The 23396-nt window shown below is 66.1% G+C and carries 23 protein-coding genes; 7 read left to right on the top strand and 16 right to left on the bottom strand.

The features are described 5' to 3' along the window. Positions 1-16 precede the first annotated feature (16 nt). Positions 17-1210, bottom strand: a complete 1194-nt coding sequence (gene metZ, locus ACSQ24_RS23370; protein ID WP_436097000.1) for an O-succinylhomoserine sulfhydrylase — start codon at positions 1208-1210, stop codon at positions 17-19. Positions 1211-1397: 187 nt separating this feature from the next. Here metZ and ACSQ24_RS23365 point away from each other — a divergent pair, with 187 nt between their 5' ends. Next, the gene (locus tag ACSQ24_RS23365; protein ID WP_436096999.1) at positions 1398-2357 is read left to right on the top strand and encodes an aminoglycoside phosphotransferase family protein; all 960 of its coding nucleotides are present in this window, start codon (positions 1398-1400) and stop codon (positions 2355-2357) included. Between the two features lie 12 nt (positions 2358-2369). On the opposite strand, the gene ACSQ24_RS23360 is transcribed toward ACSQ24_RS23365, so the two are convergent. From ACSQ24_RS23360 to ACSQ24_RS23350, 3 genes are all read right to left on the bottom strand, one after another. Next, on the bottom strand, positions 2370-3146 hold the full coding sequence (locus ACSQ24_RS23360) for an ABC transporter ATP-binding protein (RefSeq protein ID WP_436096998.1): 777 nt from the start codon (positions 3144-3146) through the stop codon (positions 2370-2372). Then, a complete protein-coding gene (locus ACSQ24_RS23355) occupies positions 3122-3874 on the bottom strand; it encodes an ABC transporter permease (protein WP_436096997.1) in 753 nt (250 codons plus the stop codon). Before ACSQ24_RS23355 ends, ACSQ24_RS23360 begins: the two co-directional genes overlap by 25 nt. A gap of 134 nt (positions 3875-4008) precedes the next feature. Beyond that, a complete protein-coding gene (locus ACSQ24_RS23350; RefSeq protein ID WP_436096996.1) occupies positions 4009-5037 on the bottom strand; it encodes an ABC transporter substrate-binding protein in 1029 nt (342 codons plus the stop codon). 144 nt (positions 5038-5181) lie between these two features. Here ACSQ24_RS23350 and ACSQ24_RS23345 point away from each other — a divergent pair, with 144 nt between their 5' ends. The 4 genes from ACSQ24_RS23345 to ACSQ24_RS23330 all read left to right on the top strand — a co-directional run bounded on the left by ACSQ24_RS23345 (position 5182) and on the right by ACSQ24_RS23330 (position 7766). After that, positions 5182-5664, top strand: coding sequence for an Lrp/AsnC family transcriptional regulator (locus ACSQ24_RS23345; protein ID WP_436096995.1), 483 nt, complete (start codon positions 5182-5184; stop codon positions 5662-5664). Positions 5665-5946: 282 nt separating this feature from the next. Next, entirely contained in the window at positions 5947-6633 is a 687-nt protein-coding gene (locus ACSQ24_RS23340; RefSeq protein WP_436096994.1) for a fumarylacetoacetate hydrolase family protein, read from the top strand. A gap of 25 nt (positions 6634-6658) precedes the next feature. Further along, positions 6659-6820: a hypothetical protein gene (locus tag ACSQ24_RS23335; protein WP_436096993.1), complete on the top strand. Its 162-nt coding sequence runs from the start codon at positions 6659-6661 to the stop codon at positions 6818-6820. 16 nt (positions 6821-6836) lie between these two features. Continuing rightward, the gene (locus ACSQ24_RS23330; protein WP_436096992.1) at positions 6837-7766 is read left to right on the top strand and encodes a dihydrodipicolinate synthase family protein; all 930 of its coding nucleotides are present in this window, start codon (positions 6837-6839) and stop codon (positions 7764-7766) included. Between the two features lie 441 nt (positions 7767-8207). Here ACSQ24_RS23330 and ACSQ24_RS23325 read toward each other — a convergent pair whose 3' ends face one another. The 7 genes from ACSQ24_RS23325 to ACSQ24_RS23295 all read right to left on the bottom strand — a co-directional run bounded on the left by ACSQ24_RS23325 (position 8208) and on the right by ACSQ24_RS23295 (position 15704). Then, positions 8208-8966, bottom strand: a complete 759-nt coding sequence (locus ACSQ24_RS23325; RefSeq protein WP_436096991.1) for an invasion associated locus B family protein — start codon at positions 8964-8966, stop codon at positions 8208-8210. Positions 8967-9147: 181 nt separating this feature from the next. Further along, positions 9148-10020, bottom strand: coding sequence for an alpha/beta hydrolase (locus ACSQ24_RS23320; protein WP_436096990.1), 873 nt, complete (start codon positions 10018-10020; stop codon positions 9148-9150). Further along, positions 10017-11024, bottom strand: a complete 1008-nt coding sequence (locus ACSQ24_RS23315) for an ABC transporter ATP-binding protein (protein WP_436096989.1) — start codon at positions 11022-11024, stop codon at positions 10017-10019. The genes ACSQ24_RS23320 and ACSQ24_RS23315 overlap by 4 nt, the downstream gene beginning before the upstream one ends. Then, positions 11021-12019 carry an ABC transporter ATP-binding protein gene (locus tag ACSQ24_RS23310; protein ID WP_436096988.1) on the bottom strand — a complete coding sequence of 333 codons (999 nt, stop codon included), beginning with the start codon at positions 12017-12019 and terminating at the stop codon, positions 11021-11023. Before ACSQ24_RS23310 ends, ACSQ24_RS23315 begins: the two co-directional genes overlap by 4 nt. Further along, positions 12016-12924 (bottom strand): ABC transporter permease, encoded by a 909-nt coding sequence (locus ACSQ24_RS23305; protein ID WP_436096987.1) that lies wholly within the window; start codon positions 12922-12924, stop codon positions 12016-12018. The genes ACSQ24_RS23310 and ACSQ24_RS23305 overlap by 4 nt, the downstream gene beginning before the upstream one ends. Next, complete coding sequence (locus ACSQ24_RS23300; protein WP_436096986.1) at positions 12921-13898, bottom strand: ABC transporter permease; 978 nt, start codon at positions 13896-13898, stop codon at positions 12921-12923. The genes ACSQ24_RS23305 and ACSQ24_RS23300 overlap by 4 nt, the downstream gene beginning before the upstream one ends. Before the next feature lie 195 nt (positions 13899-14093). Continuing rightward, on the bottom strand, positions 14094-15704 hold the full coding sequence (locus ACSQ24_RS23295; RefSeq protein ID WP_436096985.1) for an ABC transporter substrate-binding protein: 1611 nt from the start codon (positions 15702-15704) through the stop codon (positions 14094-14096). A 98-nt stretch (positions 15705-15802) separates the two neighbouring features. Between ACSQ24_RS23295 and ACSQ24_RS23290 the strand changes: the two genes are divergently transcribed. After that, positions 15803-16675, top strand: a complete 873-nt coding sequence (locus ACSQ24_RS23290; RefSeq protein ID WP_436096984.1) for a MurR/RpiR family transcriptional regulator — start codon at positions 15803-15805, stop codon at positions 16673-16675. A gap of 3 nt (positions 16676-16678) precedes the next feature. Here the strand turns inward: ACSQ24_RS23290 and ACSQ24_RS23285 are convergent, their stop codons facing one another. Next, entirely contained in the window at positions 16679-17713 is a 1035-nt protein-coding gene (locus ACSQ24_RS23285; RefSeq protein WP_436096983.1) for a Gfo/Idh/MocA family protein, read from the bottom strand. A 7-nt stretch (positions 17714-17720) separates the two neighbouring features. Continuing rightward, on the bottom strand, positions 17721-18170 hold the full coding sequence (gene aroQ, locus ACSQ24_RS23280) for a type II 3-dehydroquinate dehydratase (protein WP_436096982.1): 450 nt from the start codon (positions 18168-18170) through the stop codon (positions 17721-17723). 256 nt (positions 18171-18426) lie between these two features. Between aroQ and ACSQ24_RS23275 the strand changes: the two genes are divergently transcribed. Beyond that, positions 18427-20589, top strand: coding sequence for a TonB-dependent receptor (locus tag ACSQ24_RS23275; RefSeq protein ID WP_436096981.1), 2163 nt, complete (start codon positions 18427-18429; stop codon positions 20587-20589). Between the two features lie 27 nt (positions 20590-20616). Here ACSQ24_RS23275 and ACSQ24_RS23270 read toward each other — a convergent pair whose 3' ends face one another. Genes ACSQ24_RS23270 through ACSQ24_RS23260 form a run of 3 tightly spaced genes read right to left on the bottom strand, consistent with a single transcriptional unit; the run spans position 20617 to position 23376 of the window. Beyond that, positions 20617-21582 (bottom strand): succinylglutamate desuccinylase/aspartoacylase family protein, encoded by a 966-nt coding sequence (locus ACSQ24_RS23270; RefSeq protein ID WP_436096980.1) that lies wholly within the window; start codon positions 21580-21582, stop codon positions 20617-20619. Between the two features lie 27 nt (positions 21583-21609). Further along, positions 21610-22431, bottom strand: a complete 822-nt coding sequence (locus tag ACSQ24_RS23265; RefSeq protein WP_436096979.1) for an ABC transporter permease — start codon at positions 22429-22431, stop codon at positions 21610-21612. 9 nt (positions 22432-22440) lie between these two features. Beyond that, positions 22441-23376, bottom strand: coding sequence for an ABC transporter permease (locus ACSQ24_RS23260; RefSeq protein ID WP_436096978.1), 936 nt, complete (start codon positions 23374-23376; stop codon positions 22441-22443). Positions 23377-23396 lie beyond the last annotated feature (20 nt).

The raw sequence follows: 23396 nt of genomic DNA, 5'->3' as shown, positions 1-23396 counted from the left end.
GCGGTTCTGGTTCAGATCAGGCCGCCAGCGCCTGCTTCAGGTCGGCGATCAGGTCGTCGGCATGCTCTAAGCCGATCGACAGGCGGATCAGCCCGTCGCTGACGCCCATGCTGGCGCGGACCTCCGGCGTGAAGCGCTGATGCGTCGTCGTCGCCGGATGCACGATCAGGCTCTTGGCGTCGCCGAGATTGTTGGAGATGCGGATCAGCTTGAGCTTATTGAGGAAGCGGAAGGCGCCGTCCTTGCCGCCCGCGGCCTCGAAGGCGATCAGCGTCGAGGGGCCGCTCATCTGCCTGGCGATGATCTCGGCCTGCGGATGATCGGAATCGCCCAGGAAGGCGACATGCGGCAGGTCGTTGCGGGCCTTCAGCCAAGTCGCGACGGTGGTGGCGCTCTCGGCCTGGCGGCGGATGCGCAGGGGCAGCGTTTCCAGCGCCTTCAGCATCACCCAGGCATTAAAGGGCGACATCGCCGGGCCGGTCTGGCGCAGGAAGGTCTGGATCTCGCCCTCGATCAGTTCCTTCGAGCCGAGCACCAGGCCGCCGAGGCAGCGGCCCTGGCCGTCGATGTGCTTGGTGGCGGAATAGGCGACGAGGTCGGCGCCGAGCTCGAGCGGACGTTGGAACAGCGGCGTCGCGAAGACATTGTCGACGATCAGCTTCGCCCCAACCTCTTTGGCGATCGCGGCGACGGCGGCGATGTCGATCACCTCCAGGGTCGGGTTCGCCGGGCTCTCCAGAAAGAACACCTTGGTGTTCGGCTGGACAGCGGCGCGCCAGGCGGCCAGGTCGGTGCCGTCGACCAGTGTCGATTGCACGCCATAGCGCGGCAGATGGTCTTCGACGATATAGCGACAGGAGCCGAACAGGGCGCGTGCCGCGACGACATGATCACCAGCCCGCACCAGGCTCGACAGCGCCGCGGTGACGGCGGCCATGCCGGTCGCAGTCGCCCGGCAGGCCTCTGCGCCCTCGAAGGCGGCCATGCGCTGCTCCAGCATGGTGACGCTGGGATTGGAGAAGCGCGCGTACTGGAAGCCCGGGTCCTTGTTCAGGAAGCGCGCCTCGCATTGTTCAGCCGAGTCGTAGACATGGCCCTGCGTCAGGAACAGCGCTTCCGAGGTCTCGCCGAACTGCGAGCGCAGCGTGCCGGCATGGACGAGCCGGGTTTCGGGGTGCAGCGCCGCCGCGCCTGTCGCATCGTTCGCCATGATATGTCGCCCGGTTCGTTCTATATAACGGACAAGGGGAATATCACCGTCGATTGCGTTCGTAAAGGCGAACGATTTTTCTGTGCGGGGAATGGGACTCGGTCGCAAATTCGACCGTAGTTATAGATGGTTTCCGAGCGGTCTGTTTTCAGACAGAAAGACAGCAAGATAGCTGCTGTGGCTGAACATGATCAAGCTTCCCGTCATCACCGATAAGGAGGCCTTCGCGAGTTGGCGCGCAAAGCCTGAAAACTGGCTCGCATGCGCCCATGACATCGCCCGGGCAGAGAATATCCTGGCGCACATACTCGTGCCCTATCGGACCGGAACGAACCTCGTTGTCGATCTGGACGGCGAGTTAGTGTTGAAGCTCTTCCCGCCTCTCTACAGGAGCCAGTTCGTTTCCGAGCGCGCTACCCTTCGTCTGCTGGGCGGAAAGCTATCGGTTCCCATTCCTCAGCTCATCGCTGAAGGGGAACGCGACGGCTGGTCTTACCTCATCATGACCCGCCTGTACGGCATTCTCGGATCGGAGGCTTGGCCAACCCTGGCTGAACCTCAGAAGGAGCGCGTACTCGGAGAGATCGGCAGGACGATAGCGGAAGTGCAATCGGTAACGCCCGGCGAGCTCTCGGCGATCGAACCCGCATGGCCAGATTTCATCGCAAGGCAGGTTGCGGGCTGTATCGAGCGGCATCGCCGGCAAGGCCTTGCACCAAACCTCCTGTCCGATCTCGAAGAGTTTCTCCAAAACGTGCCTTCAATCGTGCCGTTGTACGCCCCACCCGTAGTTCTGACTGGCGAGTGGATACCGGAGAACTTCCTGCTCACCGAGGAGCACGGGCAATGGCGCCTCGCGGCCCTCATCGATTTCGGCGATGTGATGACCGGCTGGCGCGAATATGACCTCCTCGGCCCGAGCGCCTTCATGTGCGCGGGTCTGCCCAATCGCGTCCGCAGCCTCCTGCAAGGGTATGGTCTGGAGCCAAAGGCGTTAGGGGCCGACATGCGGCGAAGACTGCTGACGCTGATGGTTTTGCATCGTGCCAGCGATCTGCGGCACATCTACATCGAAGGATGGGAGGCTCGGATCAGCAAACTGACCGATCTTGAGAATGTCATTTGGCCGATCGAAGGAATCCGCTGAGGGGTCGATTATTCAGATCGCCGCGCCGTCGTTGACCACATCCGCGCCCAGCCCGATCCGCACGGCCCGCACGATCTCGGCCTCCGCATCGGCGCCGCGCCGACGCGGGCGAGCGGCCTCGATGCGGTGCTCGGCGATGATCTGGCCCGGCGCGCCCGAGAGCACCACCACCCGGTCGGCGAGATAGGCAGCTTCGTCGATGTCATGGGTGACGAACAGCACGGTCTTGCCGGTACGCTGCCAGACCCGGATCAACTCGTCTTGCAGCGTTTCGCGCGTCAGCGCGTCGAGCGCCGAGAACGGCTCATCCATCAAGAGAATCTCGGGCTCGACCGCGAGCGCCCGCGCCAGCGAGACGCGCTGGCGCTGGCCGCCGGAGAGCTGGTGCGGCCAGCGTTGTGCGAGCTGCCCGAGGCCGACGAGGTCGAGTGTCTCCTGCGCCTTGGCGAGGCGCTCGGCGCGTGGCTTCTGGCCTTCGAGGCCGAAGCCGACATTCGAGATCACTTTCCGCCAGGGCAGCAGCCGCGAATCCTGGAAGACCAGCGCGACCGGGCGCCTCGTATTGTCCCTCGCGTTGATCACGACCTGGCCGCCACTCGGGCGGGCGAGGCCAGCGATGACGCGCAGCAGCGTCGACTTGCCGACGCCTGACGGGCCGACGATGGCGAGGAACTCGCCGCGCGCCACCTTGAGGTTCAGCTTGTGCAAAACCTCGGTCGCCTCGCCGTCGCGGGTGAAGGTGAGCGACAGCTCCTTGATGTCGATCACGCTTTCCAACGCAGCACCCATCCCTGGAAGGCGACGAACAGCGTGTCGAGCAGGCCGTAGAGCGCCGCCATGGTCAGCATGTAGATCACCACGAGGTCGGTCGCGAGCAGGCTGGAAGCCTGCATCATGCGCTGGCCGACGCCGGCGACGCCGAAGATCTCGGCCGCGACCACCGCCATCCAGGCCTGGCCGAGCGCGGTGCGCACGCCGACAAGAATGCCAGGCATCGCCGCCGGCAGCAGGATCTTGATGAGGCGCTGGAAGGGCGAACGGAAACCGAAGGCGTCGGCGACCTCGATCAGGTCGCGGTCGACGCCGCGGATCGCACCCTGTGCCGCGAAGAAGACGATCCAGAACACGCCGATCGCGATGATGAACACCGCTGCCTGCGGATTGACGCCGAACCAGATGATCGCGAACGGCACCCAGGCGAGACCGGGAATCGGCCGCAGCAACCTCACCACCCAGGCGGTTGTCTCCTCGGCGATCCTCGACATGCCGGTCAGCACGCCGAGCGCAATGCCGAGGCCCGCGCCGGTGAAGAGGCCGATGAAGTAATGGCCGAGCGAGCCCATGATGGCCGTGAGCCAGGCGCCGGACTTCACTTCGCGCAGGAAGGCGCTCGGCAGGGCGCTCGGCCCCGGCAGGAAGGCCGGGTTGACCAGGCCGAAATAGGGAATCGCCTCCCACAGCAAGAGGAAGGCGACGAGGCCCGTCAGGGCGAGGGCCGGAGCCCGCAGTGAACGCAAATGGATAGCCCCGTCAGCCCAGAGCCGGATTCACCGATCAGGCTGGAACGGCCTGATCGGTGAATCCGTCTCTTACTTTTAGTTTAGAGACCGTTTGCCGATCAGCTTGCAGTGCAAGCTGATCGGAACGGGCTCTAGATCGCGCGTTCGTAATACTGCGTCTCGAACAGGCCGTCGAACGGAAGTTCCTTCTCGAGCGAGCCGAGCTTGACCTGATAGGCCTGCATGGCGCGCGCCGGCTCGATGATCTTGCGCGGGTCGATCTCGAACCTGGTCGCCGGCGAGACCAGCGCCTTCTCGATCAAGGCGGGGTCGACGATGCCCTTGCCGAGCGCGGCGCCGACATGGGGCGCGGCCTTGGCGGGCGTCTTGATCAGGGCATCGGCGGCCTTGACCAGGCCGGAGACGAGCTTCTGCACCGCGTCGGGGTTCTTGGTGATGAAGGCGCCGGAGACGGCGACCACCGTGCCGGGTTGGCCGGGGAAGACGTCCTCGCCGCCGGCGATCAGCTTGATGCCGGGATTGCGGGTCTGGATGATGGTCAGCGCCGGCTCGCGCACGATCGCGCCTTCGACCGCACCGGCGAGCACCGCCTGCTGCGTCGCGTCGATGCCCATCGGCACCACCTCGACATCGGCCTTGTCAGCCTTGGCGACTTCCCAGAGCCAGTATTGCAGCACGGTATTGGGCACCGAGCCGGCCGGCTGGGTGGCGAGGCGCGCCGGCTTGCCGGTGGCGACCTTGTGCGCCTTGAAGGCGGCCGCGGCGCTCGTTCCGGCCGTGAAGAACTTCGCCAGAGCGGGGGCGGCGACGAAGACGTTCTCGCCGGTCGCGGTCGAGGCGACGACGCGGATGTCGACGCCGCGCGAGCGAGCCACAGCCAGGGGGGCGACGCCAGCGACATAGAGGTCGATCGTGCCCGAGGCGAGCGCCTGGATCATGTTCGGGCCGGATTCGAACACCGTGAACGTCGGCGTGATGCCGGCTTGTTTGAGCCAGCCCTCGCCATTGGCGACGAAGATCGGCGCCGTCCCGATGACGGGGATGTAGCCGATGCGGGCGGGGACGGCCTCCTGAGCGCGGGCCGCCGTGAAGGGCGCGGTGGCCAAGGGCAGCGCAGCGGCGAGCGAAGAGCCGGCAAGCAGGAACTGGCGGCGGTCCATAATCGTATTTTCCCAGATGGCGCGTGATATCTAGCCTATTGACGTTTGATAAAAGGATTTTCTATCTAAATACAAGCTGAGCCCCTTAAAAAGAAGGAAATTCTCCATTGCCTAATTTTGGCAAAAGGAATTTTCTTCATCATCATGGATCGAGAGATGGACGCCATTGATCGCAAGATTCTGACTGTGCTGCAGGCAGACTCCAATATCTCGATCGCGGAGCTCGCCGATCGGGTTGGGCTGTCGCAGACCCCGTGCTGGAAGCGGATTCAGAAGCTCGAGCAGACCGGTGTGATCTTGAAGCGGGTCGCCCTGGTGGCACCCGAGAAGATCGGGCTCGGCCTCACCGTCTTCGTCCAGATTGAGACGGCCGACCATTCCGGCCCCTGGCTGGAGAAGTTCGCCCAGAGCGCCGCGGCGATGCCGGAGGTGATGGAGTTTTACCGTATGGCCGGCGACGTCGACTACATGCTGCGCGTCGTCGTCGCCGACATGGCCGCCTATGACACCTTCTACAAGAAGCTGATCGAGACGATCCCGCTCAAGAACGTCACCTCGCGCTTCGCCATGGAGCGGATCAAGGCGACGACGGCCTACAAGGTGCCGGACCTGCCGAAGGCGTCCTGACGAGTATGGCGCGGGGAACCCCTCTCCTGGAAGGAGAGGGGCAGGGGTGAGGTGTTCGGACTGGAAACGTTAGCCTGAACCCAACCGCGCGGTCAGCGCTCGTGTACTGGTCGAACGGCCTACACCTCACCCTACCCTCTCCTTACAGGAGAGGGATCCCACGCCCGCGTCCCGACCGTTGCGGATGACCGCAACGCAGCCCCATCACGCGGCGCAAGACCCTTGCCGAAGCCGCCCCGCTCCCGCATGAACGCTCCCGCATTTCTCGAACGGGGCGCCGCCATGTCCAGCTATGTCATCGATCCGCCGAAGGTTGCCGTCATCCCGGTGGCCGGGGGTGGCTTGTTCCCGGTGCGCCGCATCTTCTGCGTCGGCCGCAACTACGCCGAGCACACCCGCGAGATGGGTGGCGATCCCGATCGCGAGGAGCCGTTCTTCTTCACCAAGCCGTCCGATGCCGTGCTGACCGGCGGCGCCGACATGCCCTATCCGCCGAAGACTGCCGATCTGCACCACGAGATGGAGCTCGTCGTCGCGATCGGGAAGGGCGGCAAGGACATCGCCGAGGCCGACGCGCTTTCCCATGTCTTCGGTTACGCCGCGGGCTTCGACATGACCCGCCGCGACCTGCAGGGAGCCGCCAAGAAGGCCGGCAAGCCCTGGGACATGGGCAAGGGCTTCGACGCGTCGGCGCCGATCGGTGAGGTCATCCCGGCCGCCAAGGCCGGACATCCCGACAAGGGGCTGATCGAGCTCAAGGTCAACGGCGCGGTCCGCCAGAGCTCCGACCTCGCCAAGATGATCTGGAACGTGCCGGAAACGATCGCCTACCTGTCCAATTTCGTCACGCTGGCCCCGGGCGACCTGATCATGACCGGTACGCCCGAGGGCGTCGCAGCCGTGGTCAAGGGCGATCTGCTCGAAGGCGCCATCGCGGGTGTCGGCACTGTCCGCACCAGGATCGTCTGAGCGGCTTGCCGCCATGGGGCATGAGTTGGCCGGACGTCTGGCTGCCCGCGCAATCCTGATTGCCCTTTTTGTCGTGACAGTCGTCTATTTCGACGGCTGGCGCGGTTTACTCGTCCTGGCGGCGCTGTCAGTCATCCCCGTCATCTATGTGAAGTACGTGAGAAAGCAGGGTTCCGCTCAACCCTGAAACAAGGAAGCCCACGATGCGCCTGACCCCCGACGCCTCCGGCGTCTTCCCGATCGCGCCGACGCCGTTCCATCCGGATGGCAGCGTCGACTGGACTTCGGCGGAGCGGCTCTTCGAGTTCTATGCCGGCATCGGCTCGGATGGCGTCACCGTGCTCGGCATCATGGGCGAGGCGCCCAAGCTCGAGCCCGAGGAATCGCTCGGCCTGGTCAAGCGCGCCGTGGCGAAGATGGGGGCCAAGCCGATCATCGTCGGCGTCTCCGCCCCGGGCTTCGCAGCGATGCGCTCGCTCGCCCGCCAGGTCATGGAGCTCGGCGCTGGCGGCGTGATGATCGCCCCGCCCACCTCGCTGCGCACCGACGACCAGATCACCGGCTATTACGCGCAGGCCGTCGAGGCGATCGGCACCGACATCCCTTTCGTCATCCAGGACTATCCGCTGACGCTCTCGGTGGTGATGACGCCGGCGGTGATCCGCAAGATCATCCAGGACAATCCGTCCTGCGTGATGCTGAAGCATGAGGACTGGCCGGGGCTGGAGAAGATTGCGACGCTGCGCAGGTTCGAGGCCGAGGGCTCGCTCCGGCGCGTCGCCATCCTCACCGGCAATGGCGGGCTCTTCCTCGATTTCGAGATGGAGCGCGGTGCCGACGGCGCCAATACCGGCTATGCCTTCCCGGAATTGCTGATCGACGTGGTCAACGCCAGCAAGGCCGGCCGCCGCGACGACGCACACGACATCTTCGACGCGCATCTGCCGTTGCTGCGCTATGAGCAGCAGCAGGGCGTCGGCCTGGCCGTCCGCAAATACGTGATGATGAAGCGCGGCATCCTGGCGAGCGACGCGCAGCGCAAGCCGGGCCCCGGCCTCACCGCCGCGGCCAAGGCCGAGGTCGACTACCTGCTCGGCCGCCTGGCGAAGCACGACCCGCGCGCGAAGCTCTGAGGCGCAGCAGCGGGCCAATTGGATTGCGGGGCCGCGCGTTCAAAATGCGGCTCTCGAAGACCATGGACGCAGGCCTCCAAGCCATGCAACCTTGAGCTGCGGCTTGGGGGATTTGATATGCGTCTTGCTCTTCTGCTCGGCGGTGCCGCGCTGATCGCTCTTGGTTCGTCGGGGCCCGTGTCGGCGCAAGGCGGCGGAATCCGGCCTGAATGCCGCAGCATGGGAAATCCGCACGCTTGCACCTGCGCGCTCAATAATGGCGGGCAGATCAAACACGATCCCGGCCGCAGCTCCGGGCGCCAACGCTGGACATGGGCCAAGCCGGGCACGGCGGCGCACATGGCTTACATGAATTGCGTGAACGGATCGGGGCGCTAGCCGCCCGACCTCTGGCAATGATCGTAAGCCGCTGCGGCGCAGGACGCCGCGGCCGCCTATTTGTCAGTTCGCCAGCTGCACCAGCCGGTCGAGCGCCGGGCCAAAACCGTTCAGCGCGATGTTGAACGAAACGACCTCGTTGTTCGCGAGATTGAGCGCGGCCGCTGTCAGCGTCTTGCCGCCCTTCATCGCGTCGGTGGCGACTGTCGGGAAGGAGACCGGCAGGAGGCAGCCTGCGGGCGAGCAGGTCGAGAAGCGCAAGCCCTGGCCGAGATCCCTGTCGTCGAGCTTGAGCACCGCGCCGTTTTCGAGCTTGAGCCAGAACGGCATCAGGATCGTGCCCTCGGCGCGGCCATCCTTCGGTGCGCGAAGTTCGATCGCGAAGACGCGCTGATTGGTACGGCTGTCGCCCTGCGACTGGGTCAGCACGCAAAGCTTCTGGCCGTCATTGATGCGGCAATCGACCGTCCAGTCGCCATAGACCTCGTTCACCGCCGTAGCGCCGTTCGGCAGCCGCGCAGCCGGCTGGCTGACGACGGGGGCTGCTGCAGGTGCCTGTGCCGTGGCGGGACGTGTGGGCGGGCTGGCGGGCCGGGCCGGCGGGTTCGTTGCTGCTGGACGGGCAGCAGGGGCAGGCCGTGCTGCATTCGGAGCGGGACGGGCGGCTGGCGCACGCGGCGCCGGCTCGGCCTGCGGCTCGGTGTCCTCGGGCTGCTCGATGGCGGGCGGCTCGCGCTGGGCGAGGGCGGGAGAGGTCAGCAATGCAAGGGCGAGGCCGCCGGCAAGGACCGCGGCGGGGAAAAGCGTGCTGGATTGGGTCATGATATCGAGTTTCGATAGAGGCTGAAGCATCGGTCGATTGTGCAAGCCGATGCTTCGGCTTTTATCGAAAAATCAGAGAGTGTCCACCGAGATGTGCTTGCCAAGAGCGCGGCATGCGTAGCTAGATATTAGTTTTATACTATAGTAATTCCAAATTCAGCGCAGCCCTCGACCTGATCCTTCAGGCAACGTCAGCCGCTTCGGTCCTCAGCTCTTCCACCGACGGAATGCGCCCTTCGAACCACCAGGCGGCGGCGGCGCGCGACATCGCCGCGCCGTCATGGCCGATGCCGGGCACGGTGATCAGCGCCCAGTTGCAGGGCAGGCCCCGCCTTGCCGCTTCCGCCTTGGCGAAGTCGAGCATGAAATGCGCGCGGGCATAGCGCATCGGCCCCTGCGCCAGGGCCTCAGCTTGCGCCGGCAGGTTCGGATCGCTTGTCACGATGTCCTGGTCGCCGGCGAAGATCACCATCGGCCAGGCCAGCCAGCGCGCCAGCTCCGCCACGCCGAGGCCAAGCCCTCCGAGCCCTTCCGGAAAACGCCGTTCCAGCGTCGGCAGCGTGTACCAGCCTGAATTGGCGGCGAAGGCGACCTCGTAGGGCGTCTCAGCCTGCGTCGCCAGCAGGCGATGGACGAACTGGCCGCCGGCGGAATGGCCGAACAGTTTGACCTTGTCGCGCCTGGTGACACCGGCCTGGCGCAGCGCCGCTAGCACGCGGGCGGGTACGGCATAGAGCCAATCATCCTCGGCGGCGATGTCGCCATCCTCTGCGACGACGAGGCCGTTATTGTAGCCCTCCGCCTTGGGGTAGTGCTCGTTGCCGAAGGTCGGGGCGACGATCAGCAGGTTGTGCCTCTCGGCGGCGTCGATCCAGAAATCGCGATAATCGTCGCCATTGCGCAGCATGCCGTGCTGGACGAAGACGACCTCGTCGTCCGGACCGTGCCTGGCTGGCCGATAGAAGTTGACCTCCAGCGGCCGCTCCGGATGGCGGGCGTCGATGAAGGGCAAGGCGCTGCGGCCCTGCGGCGGATCGAGTGTGAGCGTGGTCATGCGGCTTTCGCGATGCTGTGCAGGTGGCAGGCGGCGCTGCGGCCGGGGGCTATCTCGGCGAGTTCCGGACGGACCTCGCGGCAGACCGCCATGGCGTGCTCGCAGCGCGGGTGGAAGGGGCAGCCGGGGGGCGGGGCCAGCGGCGACGGCAACTCGCCCTTCAGCGGCTGGAAGCTGCTCTTGCGCCGCGCCGCCGATGGGATCGCCTTGATCAGCGCGGCGCTATAGGGATGCGCCGGCTCGGCGAAAATCGCCGTGGCGCTCCCGATCTCGACGATGCGGCCGAGATACATGATCGCGACGCGGTCGCTGATATGGCGGACCAGGCCGAGATCATGGCTGACGAAGAGATAGGTCAGCCCGTGCCGCGCGCGGATATCCATGAACAGGTTGATCACCTGCGCCTGGATCGAGACGTCGAGCGCCGAGACCGGCTCGTCGCAGACCAGGAAGTCGGGCTTCACTGCGAGCGCGCGGGCGATACCGATGCGCTGGCGCTGGCCGCCCGAGAACTGATGCGGGTAGCGCTCGCGATAGGCGAGATCGAGCCCGACTTCGGTCAGCGCCCGGTCGACCGTGCCGTCGAGCTCCGCCTTCGGCACGAGCTTGTGGACCGAGAGCGCCTCGCCGACGATGCGGCTCACCCGCATGCGCGGGTCGAGCGAGGCATAAGGGTCCTGGAAGATCATCTGCACCTTGAGCAGATAATCGAGGCGCTCCTTGCCCTTCAGACCGGCCGCCGAGCGGCCCTTGTAGAAGACTTCGCCTTCGGTCGGCGGCAGGATGCCGGTGGTGATGCGCGCAAGTGTCGACTTCCCGCAGCCGGATTCGCCGACAAGGCCGAGCACTTCGCCCTTCCTGACGCTGAGATCGACGCCGTCGACCGCGCGCAGCGTCGCAGGCGGCGCGTGCCGGCCGACGGCCGTCAGGATGCGCTCGGCGAGATTGGCCTTGCCGCGGAAATATTTGCGGATGCCGCGCAATTCGAACAGGAGCTCGCTCATGCCGCCACCAAGTTCGGCTTGGGGGCTGCCGGCACGGGGTTGTGGCAGCGCAAGGTGCGGCCGTCATAGGCCTGCGGCTGCGGATCGCTGTCAGCGCAGACCGGCAAAGCGCGCTCGCAGCGCGGCCGGAACGGGCAGCCGGAAGGGCGCGAGTCGATGCGCGGGGCGACGCCGTCGATCTGGTGCAGGCGCTCGCCGACTTCGACCATGGTGGCCGAGGAGTTGAGCAGGCCGAGCGTATAGGGGTGGCGCGGCCGGTCGAGCACGGTCTCGACCTCGCCGATCTCGACGATGCGGCCGGCATACATCACGGCCACCCGGTCGGCGAGCTCGGCGACCACGGCGAGGTCGTGGGTGATCCAGATCACTGCAGCCCCGGTCTCGCGCGAGAGCTTCTGCACCTCGTAGAGGATCTGCGCCTGGATGGTGACGTCGAGCGCGGTCGTCGGCTCGTCGGCGATGATCAGGTCTGGGTCGTTCAGGAGTGCGGTCGCGATCGCGACGCGCTGGCGCATGCCGCCGGAGAATTCATGCGGGAACTGCTTCAACCGGGTCTCCGGCGAGGAGATGCCGACCCGCGCCAGCGCCTTTGCCGCCTTGGCGAGCGCCTCGTCGCGGCTGCAGTCGCGATGCTCGAGGATCGCCTCGCTCATCTGCTCGCCGATGCTGAGCACCGGATTCAGCGTCATCAGCGGATCCTGGAAGATCATCGCAATCCGGTCGCCGCGCAATTGGCGCAGGCGCTCCTCGGAAGCGGCGCGCAGATCGGTGCCGTTGAACAGGATCTCGCCGGCGACGACCTCGCCCGGTGGGTCGATCAGTTGCACCAGCGAGAAGCCGGTCACCGACTTGCCCGAGCCGGACTCGCCGACGAGGCCGAGCACCTCGCCCTTGGCGACGCTGAAATCGACGCCATCGACCGCCGGCCAGGCGCCGTCCTGCGCATGGAACACGGTCTTGAGGCCGCGCACGGAAAGGAGGGGAGCTTGGCTCATGCGCGCACGTTGAAGCTGCGGCGCAGGCGATCGCCGACGAGGTTGAGCGACATGATCAGGAGCACGAGCGCGATGCCGGGGAAGACGGCGATCCAGTATTCGCCGGAGAGCAGGAATTCGAAGCCGTTGGCGATCAGGAGGCCGAGCGAGGGCTGCGTCACCGGCACGCCGACGCCGAGGAAGGAGAGCGTCGCCTCCAGCGTGATCGCCGAGGCGATGCTGATGCTGGCTACGACGAGCACCGCGCCGACCGAGTTCGGCAGCAGATGCGCCAGCATGATGTGGCGGGTCGGCAGGCCGAAATTCACGGCCGCCTCGATATATTCCTTGCGCCGCTCGACCAGCGCCGCCGCCCGCATCAGCCGGGCATATTGCGCCCATTGCACCAGCACGATGGCAAGGATGACCTTGTCGACGCCGCGCCCGATCGAGGCGAGCAGGACGAGCGCGACCAGGATCGAGGGAAAGCCGAGCATGAAGTCGACGATACGCATGATGACGGCGTCGACCGCGCCGCCGAACTGCGCTGCGGCGAGCCCGGCGAGAATGCCGATCGAGAGCGCGCCAACCGTCGAGGCGAGGCCGACGAGCAGGCTGGTGCGCAGGCCATAGAGGATGGCGCTGAGCATGTCGCGGCCCTGCGCATCGCTGCCGAGCCAGTAGCTGAAGCCGCTCATGCCCTGCTCACCGGGCGCCAGCCGGTTGTCCATCACGCTGAGCGAGCCGAGATCATGCGGGTTCTGCGGTGCGATCACCGGGGCGAGCAAAGCGAGCAGCACCATGATCCCGAGCAGGATCACGGCGCCACGCGTCGTCGGCCGGTTGCGCAGGCGGCGCAGCACCTTCTCGCGCAAGGGCGTATCGGCCTGCGCGGGGCCGGCGAGGCGGGGAGCGTCTAGGCTCATGCCTGTTCTCCGGCGAGCTTCACCCGCGGGTCGAGCGCGGCATAGAGCACGTCGACCAGGAAGTTGACGGTGACGAAGAGCAGCGTCGCCAGCAGGACGTAGGCGACGACGACCGGCCGGTCGAGCTGGTAGACCGAGTCGATCAGCAGCTTGCCCATGCCCGGCCAGGCGAACACGGTCTCGGTGATGGTCGAGAAGGCGACGAGGCTGCCGAACTCGACGCCGACCACGGTGACGACCGGGATCAGGATGTTGCGCAGCACATGCCGGTTGACGATGCGTCGCGGCCGCACGCCCTTGGCGCGGGCGTATTTGACGTAGTCCTGCGTCATCGTCTCGGCGGTCCCGGCCGCGACCAGGCGGACGATCAGCGCGAGGTTGGGGATCGCCAGGTTGAGTGCCGGCAGGGCGATGTGCTGCAGCCCGTCCAGCGTCAGCAGGCTGGACTGGACGCCGAGGAGCGAGACCGTCTCGCCGCGCCCGGCCGTCGGCAGCCAGCCGAGCAGCACGGCGAAGAGCAGGATCAGCATCATGCCTTTCCAGAAGCTCGGCAGCGAGAAGCCGAGCACGGTACCGGCCATGACGATGCGGGCGCGCCGGCTGTCCGGATTGAGGCCGACCATCAGCCCGAGCGGGATGCCCACGGTGAGCGCCAGCGTCATCGCCAGCAGTACCAGCTCGAAGGTCGCGGGCAGCCGCGCCAGGATCAGTTGCAGCGCCGGCACCCCATGCACGAAGGAGCGGCCGAGATCGCCCTTCAGCGCATTGGCCATGAAGGTCAGGTATTGCTGCCAGACCGGCAGGTCGAGCCCGAGCCGCCGGATCAGCGCCTGCCGCTCGGCCTCGCTGACCTGCGGCGAGACCAGGAGCTCGATCGGATCGCCGATGCCGTAGACGGCGAAGAAGACCACGACGGATACCGCGAGCAGCACGAGCACGCTCTGGATCAGCCGCTGCAGGACATAGGCGGTCATGGTGCGCCGTTGCGATACTCCCTCCCCCCGCTTGCGGTGGGGAGGGTTGGGGTGGGGGGCAGTGCCGCTTGGTGCTGATCTGACAAGACAACCTGCCCTGCTTTGCGGCCCCCCATCCCTAACCCTTCCCCACCGCAAGCGGGGGGAAGGGAATCGGGGCTGCCGCGCCGGATATCCACGATGTAAGACCGCGTCTTACTTCGCCGGCTTCACCGACATGGCGAGCATGAACTGGTCGGCACGACCGGCGACCGCGAGTTCGGACTTGAAGGCCCAGATGCCGCTTTCGAAATGGAGCGGGATGAAGGCGCCGTCGGCGAGGACCAGCGTCATCGCCTGCTGCAGCAGTTCGGTGCGCTTCTTGTCGTCGAGCGTCGTGACCGCGGCGCGGATCACCTTGTCGAACTCGTCGTTCTTGTAGCCGCCATAGTTCGAGCCGCCGAGCGTCTTGGCCTCGTTCGGGGTCGGCGGCCACTGGCGCAGGAAGGAGGCGGCCTCGCCGGTGGCAGAGCCCCAGCCGCCGAGTGCGACGCTGAATTCCTTCTTGGCCCGGCGCGGGAAGTAGATCGCCCGCGTCATCGCGTCGACCTCGGCCTTGATGCCGACCTGGGTCAGGTACTGCGCGACGGCCTGGGTGATCTGGCTGTCATTGATGTAACGGTCGTTCGTCGCCGAGAGCGTCAGCTGGAAGCCGTTGGGATAGCCGGCCTCGGCCAGCAGCTTCTTGGCCGCGGCGGGGTCGTAGGCGAGCTTGGGCGGGTTCGGCAATGTGCCGGACATGCCGGTCGGCAGGTACTGGTAGGCCGGCTCGGCGGCGCCATCCATGATGCGCTTGACGATCGCCTCGCGGTCGATGGCGAGCGACATCGCCTTGCGCACGCGTACGTCCTTCAGCGGGTTCTTGCCGTCGGGCGCCTTGACGAAGGGGCTCTGGTCGCGGGCGACGTCGAGCTGGAAATAGATCACCCGGGTCGAGGGCGTGATGACATGGCCGAAGCGCTTGTCGCCCTTGATCCGGCCGAGATCGCGCGCCGCCGGGTTCTCGATCACGTCGTAATCGCCGGCGAGCAGGCCGGCGAGGCGCGGGCCGGCATTGGTCACCGGCAGGAAACGCACGCTGGCCCAGGGCTGCTGGCCGCCCCAATGGTCCGGGTTGCGCTCGAGCTCGATCGAAGAGCCACGGACATAGGACTTCAGCTTGTACGGCCCGGTGCCGATCGCCATCGAGCCGTCATTGAAGTTGTTGACCGCCGGCCAGGGGCCGGTGACGCCGCAGTTCTTGGCGATATCGTAGCTGATGGTGTCGTGCTGCACGATCGAGGCGGAGAGGATCGGCAGGCCGGAGAGCAGGGTTGGCAGCAGCGGCTCCGGCTCCTTGGTCTCGATGATCAAGGTGCTGGCGTCGGGGGTCTCGACCTTGGCGAAGTTGCCGGTGATGTCGGCGAAGGAATCGGAGACCTTGGTCTCGTTCTTCAGCGTGCGGCAGAAGGTGAAGACCACGTCCTGCGCGCCGAAGGGCTGGCCATTGGTGAACTTGACGCCCTGGCGCAGCTTGAAGGTCCAGCGGTTCTTGCCGTCGTTCTCCCAGGAGGTGGCGAGACCCGGTTGCAGCGCCTGCTTCTCGTCCTGCCGCACGAGGTTGTCGAAGATGTGCTGGGCGAGCGCGTTGTTGGGGGTGAGGTCGTGATAATGCGGGTCGACGGCGGTCGGCTCGGAGGCGAGCGCGATGCGCAGGCTCTGTGCCATGGCCGGCGCGCTGAGCATGCTAGCGCCGAGCAGAATGGTGATGAGCACACGCTGTCGCATCGGTCGGTCTCCGTTCCCGTAGCTGGTCGTTTTTGACAGCTTTATTTTCACGCGTTAGCAAACATGAAAATGATCCGACGTCAATCAGCGGGAAAGCCATGTCACGCGCCCTGAAGCCGACGACGGACCTCGCCAACCGCATCGCCCAGGTCTACCCCTCGCTGAGCGAGGGCCATCGCAAGGCGGCCGACTTCGTCCTGCAGAGCCCGCTCGATTCCGCGACGGTGACGATCGAGGGGCTGGCCGAAAAGAGCGGCACGTCGACTGCGACCGTGACCCGCTTCGTCCGGGCGTTGGGCTACCGCAACTATGGCGATTTCCGCGCCGCCTTGTCGACGGCGCTCAAGGTCGCGATGAGACCGGTCGAAGGGCTCGCCGACGCCCGTGCCGCGGCCGGCTCGGTCTTCGCCACCATGACGACGACATTGAAGGGCGAGGCTGCCAATCTCGACGAGGCGATCGCGACCCTGGAAGAAGTAACGGTCAACCGCGCCATCGCCCTGCTCCTGAAGGCGCGCCGCATCTTCATCGTCGGCTCGGGCGCGAGCCATTATGTCGGCGCCTTCCTCGAGGACGGGCTGGCGCTCTATCTCGACGCCGACGTCGTCTTCGCCTCCTCGCGCGGCGGGCCGGAGCGCGCCGTCCGCCACATGCTCTCGGCCGGGCCGAAGGACGTCGTCATCGCGATCTCGCTGCCGCGCTATTCGCGCGCAACGCTGGAGCTCGCCAAGTTCGCCAAGAAGCGCGGCGCCGTCCTGATCGCACTCACCGACGGGCCGTCATCGCCTCTGGTTCCGCTGGCGGACATGACGTTGTACGCCCCGGCCCGCAACAGCTTCCTGCCCAACTCGCCGACCGCGGCCTTCGCCGTGGCCGACGCCTTGATCACCACGCTGGCGCGCGAGCGCCCCGATGCCGTCGAGGCGCTGAAGGGGCTGAGCGAGAGCCTGCTCTGGACCTTCCACTACTAGCTATTAGCTGAACTCGACCATCGCACCGGTCTCGGCCGAGCGCTGCACGGCGGCGATCACCTTCAGCGTGCTCAGGCCCTCGCGCCCCGAAGCGATCGGCACCGCGCCCTTGCGGATGACGTCGCAGAAATGCCGGACCTGGACTCGGAGCGGGTCCTCCTGCACGACATGAACCCGCTCGCGCACCAAAGGCTCCCACCAGCTGCGCTTGCCGCGATTCGACCAGATTTCGAGCTGTGGAATCGTGAGCGAACCATGCGTGCCGCCGATCTGGTAGCAGGACTGGTCCTGCTGCGGGTAGACCGGGTTCTCGCCCGTCGTCATCTCCCAGCTCCACGGTGCCACGATCGAGTCGGAGACGGTGACCGTGCCGAGCACGCCATTGGCGAAGCGCAGCAGGATCGCGGCGGTTTCCTCGACCGCATGGCCGCGCACGGCGTTCGATGCATGCGCCTGGACCGAGACGACCTCGCCGCAGAGATAGCGGAACAGGTCGACATCGTGGATCAGGTTGAGCAGGATCGGCCCTGCGCCCTTCTCGCGCCGCCAGTCGGCCTCGAAGTAATCGTCCGGCTTCATCAGCCAGAAATGTCCGCTGAGGGCCAGCACTCGGCCGAGCCGGCCGGAGTCGACGATCTCCTTGGCCTTGCGGATCATCGGATTGTAGCGCCGGTGATGGCCGGTGAGCAGCGGCACGCCCGCCTTCTCGGCCGCCGCGACCAGGCGTTCGCCCTCGGCGAGGTCATCCGCCAGCGGCTTCTCGACGATCGCCGGGATGCCGGCCTCGACCGCCTCCAGCCCGTTGCGGACATGGAGCTGGTTCGGCGTCGCGATGATCACGCCGTCGGGCCGATCCGCCGCCAGCATCTCGGTGAAGGACGGGAACCAGGGTGCGCCCAGCGCCGCCGCGACCGCGCGCCCTGCCGGTGTCGGATCGACGACCGCCGACAGCAGCGCACGCGACTCGGCAGCGACATGCTCGGCATGGCGCCGGCCGATCAGCCCGGCGCCGATGACGGCCAGCTTGACCGGAGTCATGAGCGGTTCAGACCTTCTTCTCGTCGGCGAGCTTGGCGACGCGACGCAGCGAGAGCAGGTAGCCCTGCGTGCCGAAGCCGGCGATGACGCCGTCGGCGCGCAGCGAGACATAGGAATGGTGCCGGAAGCTCTCGCGCTTGTGCACGTTCGAGATGTGGCACTCGATCACCGTGCCGTCGAAGGCGTTGAGCGCGTCGAGGATCGCGACCGAGGTGTGGGTGAAGGCGCCAGGGTTGATGACGATACCGGCCGCAGTCTCTCGCGCTTCGTGGATCCAGTCGATGATCTCGTATTCGCGGTTCGACTGGTGGAAGCGGATTTCGAGGTCGAGCTCCTTGCCCAGCGCCCGGCAGGCATCCTCGACATCGGCCAAGGTCTCCGAGCCGTAAATGTGCGGCTGGCGCTTGCCGAGCAGGTTCAGGTTCGGGCCGTTCAGGACGTAGACGAGGCGGGACATGGAGACTCCCCTGCGGGTTTTCGGTCGGCGGATGATCGAGCTGTCGGCTCTTCGCGCAGTCTGCGCACCGTTTCAAATGGATTTGCGCCATGGTCGATCGATAGCGCAGGGCACGGGGCTGCGTGAGGCGTTGTTAGTTTAGAATTTGACTAGAGAAATACTTGTGGTGCTAGAGAATTCGGCTGTTGACTGTCCGTATCGATCGGAGCGATGAGCGTCGCCTCTCCGATTTGCGTAGAAGACTGAAATAATGACAATGTATCGCCTTCGTCTGGCCGCCACGCTGCTGGCCTCGGTAGGGTCGCTCGCCCTCGAGTCCGCCGGAGCCATCGCTCAGCAACCGGTCGAGACTGAGCGGCGCGTCGCTCGCGCGGCGGGGGACGCGATCGAGCTTGGTACGATCGAGGTCCGGGGCGAGGGCGATGCGGCCATCGGCTATTACGCGCCTGTTGTGACGACGGGCGCTAAGGTGCCGATCCTGGCCCGCGACATACCGCAAACGGTCTATGCTGTGCCCCGTCAGCAGCTCGACGAGCAGAATGCGGTGAGCCTGCAGGACGCCCTGCGCTACACGCCCGGCGTCAGTGTCGCGGTCGGCGACGGTCAGCGCGACGAAGTCCGCATCCGCGGCTTCTCGGCGTTGGCCGATCAGTACGTCGACGGATTGCGGGACGATGCCTACTACTATCGCGACCTCTCGAACATCGAGCGGGTCGAGATTCTGGAAGGGCCGGCTTCCGTGCTTTATGGCCGCGGCTCGCCCGGCGGCCTGATCAATCGCATCACCAAGAAGCCCCAGGCCGAGCCGGTCAATACGATCGGCCTGACGCTCGGCTCGGGTGGGCAGCGCCGCACCGAGTTCGATTTTGGTACGAAGAGCGCCAATGACTTCGCCCGTTTTCGGCTGACCGGCGCGGTCGAGGATTCGGAGAGCTTCCGCAAGCAGTTCTTCCTGCAACGGCAGGCCGTGGCGCCATCGCTGCTACTGAACCTCACGCCGGACAGCAAGCTGACGATCCAGGGCGACTATCTGCACGATGATCGGCTTGCCGATCTCGGAATCCCGTCCCTCAACGGCAAGCCGGTCCGCGTATCGCGTTCAACCCTCTACGGTTCGGCGATCGGCGACAAGCAGACCAAGAACACCTTCGATGTCGGCGGCGTCACGCTCACCTTCGACCATCGCTTCAACGACAGCCTGTCCTGGCGCAGCGGCTTCCGCTTCTACGACTTCGCGCTCGACCGGAACTATGTGACCTGGAGCACGCCGACTGCCGGCGCGAATCCCATGATCACGCTCGATCTGGCGCATCGCACTCGCCGCGAGACCGGCGCCACCTGGCAGAACGAGTTGACGCAAAAGACGACCATTCTCGGCCTGAACCACACGCTGCTCTACGGCGTCGAAGTCAACGGCCAGGACAAGCGCGAGCAGAATTTCGGCCTGAATCGCGTCGCGACCTATTCGCTGTTCGCGCCGCAGCTCGTGCCGTTTCAGACGATCTCGCCAGCGACCTTGCCGGGGACCAATGCCCGCAATGAGTTCCGCACCGTCGGCCTCTATGTCCAGGATCTGGTCGAGCTGACCCCGCAGCTCAAGCTGATGCTCGGCGGCCGCCTCGATTGGATCAGCCAGAAGCGCAACGACAAGACTGCGAGCAACATCGACCTGGAGCGCACCGACCGGACCTTCAGCCCGCGCGCAGGCCTGGTCTACCAGCCCTGGCAGCAGCTCTCGCTCTACGCCTCCTACAGCCAGTCCTTCCAGCCGTTGGCGGATTTCGTCGCCTTCCGCCGCGGCGCCGACGCCTCTTCGCCACAACGGACGACGGGCTATGAGGTCGGCGCCAAATACGACCTCAACGACAAGGCCAATATCTCGCTCGCCCTCTTCGACGTGGAACAGAACCATGTCCAGGGCTCTGACCCGTCGAACCCGACCGTGGCGATCGATATCGGCACGCAGCGGGTACGCGGCCTCCAGCTCTCGGTCGCCGGCGAAATCCTGCCGAACTGGTCGGTCACCGGCGGCTACACCTATCTCGACGGCGAGATCAGGAATTTGGGCGATCGCGGCCCGACCGGCCTGCCGGTCAACGGCAACCGGCCAGCACTGCTGCCGCAGCACAGCGCCCATCTCTGGATCAAGCGCGAATTGCCGAAGGGATTCTACGTCGCAGCCGGCGTCCATGCCGAGAGCGAGCGCTTCGCCTCGCAGTACAACATCACCCGGCTGCCAGGCTATATGACCTTCGATCTCGGCGCCGGCTGGCGCAACGAGCGCTGGGACGTGACTGCCACCGTGCAGAACGTCCTCAACCGGCGCTACTTCGTCTCGGCGCTGGGCACGACCGAAGGCTACAACATGCCAGGCGCACTGACGACCTTCATGCTCTCGGCACGCATGAAGATCTTCTGATCATCTGACAGGGCCGGGCGCTGCGACCTACGGCGCCGCGACGCGCCGGCTGCTGGCGATGCCGAAATGGCAGATCGCCTCGCCGAGCTTGGGCGCGGTATTCGGGAAGATGATGTAGCCGTCTCGAGGTGCGGTCACCTTCGAACCGTCGGCGCGATGGGCGAGGGTGGCGCCGGCCTTGACCGTATCACCGGTGCGCCAGCCGGTTTCGGCGCGATCGCCTTCCGCCTCGCAGAGCAGCACCTCGACCATCTCGATCACGTCACTGAGCGCGGCCGGGGGCAGGGGCGCGTCGACCAGCTGCAATTGCGCCAGCGTGTTGCGGATCGCAGCATAGCCGATATCGGCGGCCTTGGGATCGTCATGCGTACCGCATTCCAGCGTCACCGCATAGCCGCCGCTAAAGCGCATGAACTCGGTGGTGCCATAGCCTTCGGTGACATTGAGCTTCGGCACCGGCAGGCGCGCGCGGGTATCGAGCAGCCGGGCGTAGTTGTCGAGCCAGCCATGGATCGCGGTGGACACGCCGAGGCAGGAGGCGAGCGCCATCTCCTCCTCCGCCCGGGCGAAGGGTTCGAGCTTGCCGCGATTGTTGGAGGGGCCGAAGAAGACGAAGGGCTCGCCCTCCTGCCGGAAGGAGTGGATGTCGAGCAGCGCATCGTGCTGGCGCAGCAGCGCGCAGACCGGATTGCCGATCCGGTCCTCGTAGTCGCCTGCGAGCGGACGCTCGCGCAGGTCGCGGTTGAAGTTGCGGTCGCCCTCGCGTGTCTTCTGGCGGAAGGCCTTGGGATTGGTGACGGGCAGGAAGGTGACCTCGCCGCGAAGGATCTTGATCCGGCCGCTGCGGCAATCCTCGATGGCACGGCGGATCGCGGTCGGCCCACAGGGCTCGTTGCCGTGGACGGCACCGGTCACGATCAGTTTCGGGCCGGGCCTCAGCCCGATGAAGCGGACGGTTTCGAGCGGGCCGTCGTCGAGGTCGGTGGTCGTCAAAGGCGTGGCCTTTCGTGAAGGGGGAGCTCAGGCCTTGCGGGTCTGCGAATGCGGGTCGAGGATGTCGCGCAGGCCGTCGCCGAGCAGGTTGAGGCCGAGCACGGTCAGGAAGATGGCGAGGCCCGGGAAGATCGAGATCCACGGCGCGGTCGAAATCTGGTCGCGCGCATCCGACAGCATCGAGCCCCAGCTCGGGAAGGGCGGGCGGATGCCGAGGCCGAGAAAGGAGAGCGAGGCTTCGGCGAGCACTGCGCCGCCCATGCCGAGCGTGCCGATCACGATGATCGGGCCGGCGATGTTCGGCAGGATCTGGGTGAACATGATCCGGAAGGTGCCGTAGCCGAGCGAGCGGGCCGCCTCGACATAGCCGAGCTGCTTGACCGAGAGCGTCGCCGCCCGCGTCAGCCGGCAGGTGAAGGACCAGTTGGTCAGGCCGAGCGCGATCAGCAGGCTGGTCAGGCCGGGCTGCAGGATGGCCATGATCGCCAGCGCGAAGATCAGCGATGGGATGGCGAGCATCATGTTGGTGAGGCCGTTGACGAAGTCGTCCCACCAGCCGCCCCAATAGCCGGCGGAGAGGCCGAGCGCGACGCCGATCAGCGTGTTGATCAATTGCGAGACGATGCCGACCGTCAGTGAAATGCGCGCGCCATGGAGCACACGGCTGTAGATGTCGCGGCCCTGCGCATCGGTGCCGAACCAGAATTCGGAGCCCGGTGGGACTTCGGCGTTCATCAGGTTGGCGTCCATGACCGGGTCGGTATGGGCGAGCCAGGGCGCGAAGACGCCGCCGGCGACGACGAGCGCAAAGCAGGTGGCGCCGATCCAGAGGTTGGCACGGAACTTCATCAGGGCGGCCTAGCTGTACTTGATGCGCGGATCGACGACGGCGCAGAGCACGTCGACGGCGATGTTCACGACGAGGAAGAAGAGCACGATCGTCAGGATGCAGCCCTGCACCGCCGGGATGTCGCGCCAGGTGACGCTGTCGACCAGCAGCGAGCCGAGGCCGGGCCAGGCGAACAGCTTCTCGACCACCACCGCCTGGCCGAGGACCGAGCCGAACTGCAGGCCGAGCGTGGTCAGCACGATGACGAGCGCATTGCGGGCGACATGCCAGCGCATCACCCGGTAGGCATTCGCGCCCTTGGCACGGGCCGTTCGGACAAAGTCGGCATGCAGGATCTCGAGCACGGCGGCGCGGGAGGTGCGGGCCAGAAGGGCTAGCGGCGAGACGCCGAGCGCGATCGCCGGCAGCACGATGTAGCGCGGATCGCCGTCGCCATAGCCGAAGCTCGGGAACCAGTTCAGCGTCAGCGCGAAGAAGTACATCAGGAGCAGGCCGAGCCAGAACATCGGTAGCGACAGGCCCGAGACGGCGAAGACCATCGAGAACATGTCGACCCAGCTCCCCGGCTTCAGCGCCGCCAGAAATCCGAGCGGGACGCCGATGACGATCGCGAAGAGCATCGCCGCGAGCGCAAGCTGCAGGCTCGGCCAGAGCCGCTCGCCGATCAGGTTGGTGACGGGCTGGCGGGTGCGGAAGGAATCGCCGAGATCGAAGGTCGCGAGCCCGCCGACATATTTGGCGAAGCGCAGCGGCAGCGAATCGTTGAGCCCGAACTGCTCGTTCATCCGCGCGATCGTCGCAGCGTCGATATTGCTGCGCCCGTCGGCCATCTGGCTGGTGGCGAAACTGCCGGGAATGACGCTGAACAGCACGAAGATCAGCGCCGCGACCGCCAGCAGGATCGGGATGGCCTGCAGGAGACGGCGAAAGACATAAGGCAACATGACAATGGCTCCTGACTGCG

The sequence above is a fragment of the Allobosea sp. LjRoot237 genome, assembly GCF_964253285.1.
GTDB lineage: Bacteria > Pseudomonadota > Alphaproteobacteria > Rhizobiales > Beijerinckiaceae > Allobosea.
This window is presented reverse-complemented; position numbering and strand designations above follow the sequence as displayed.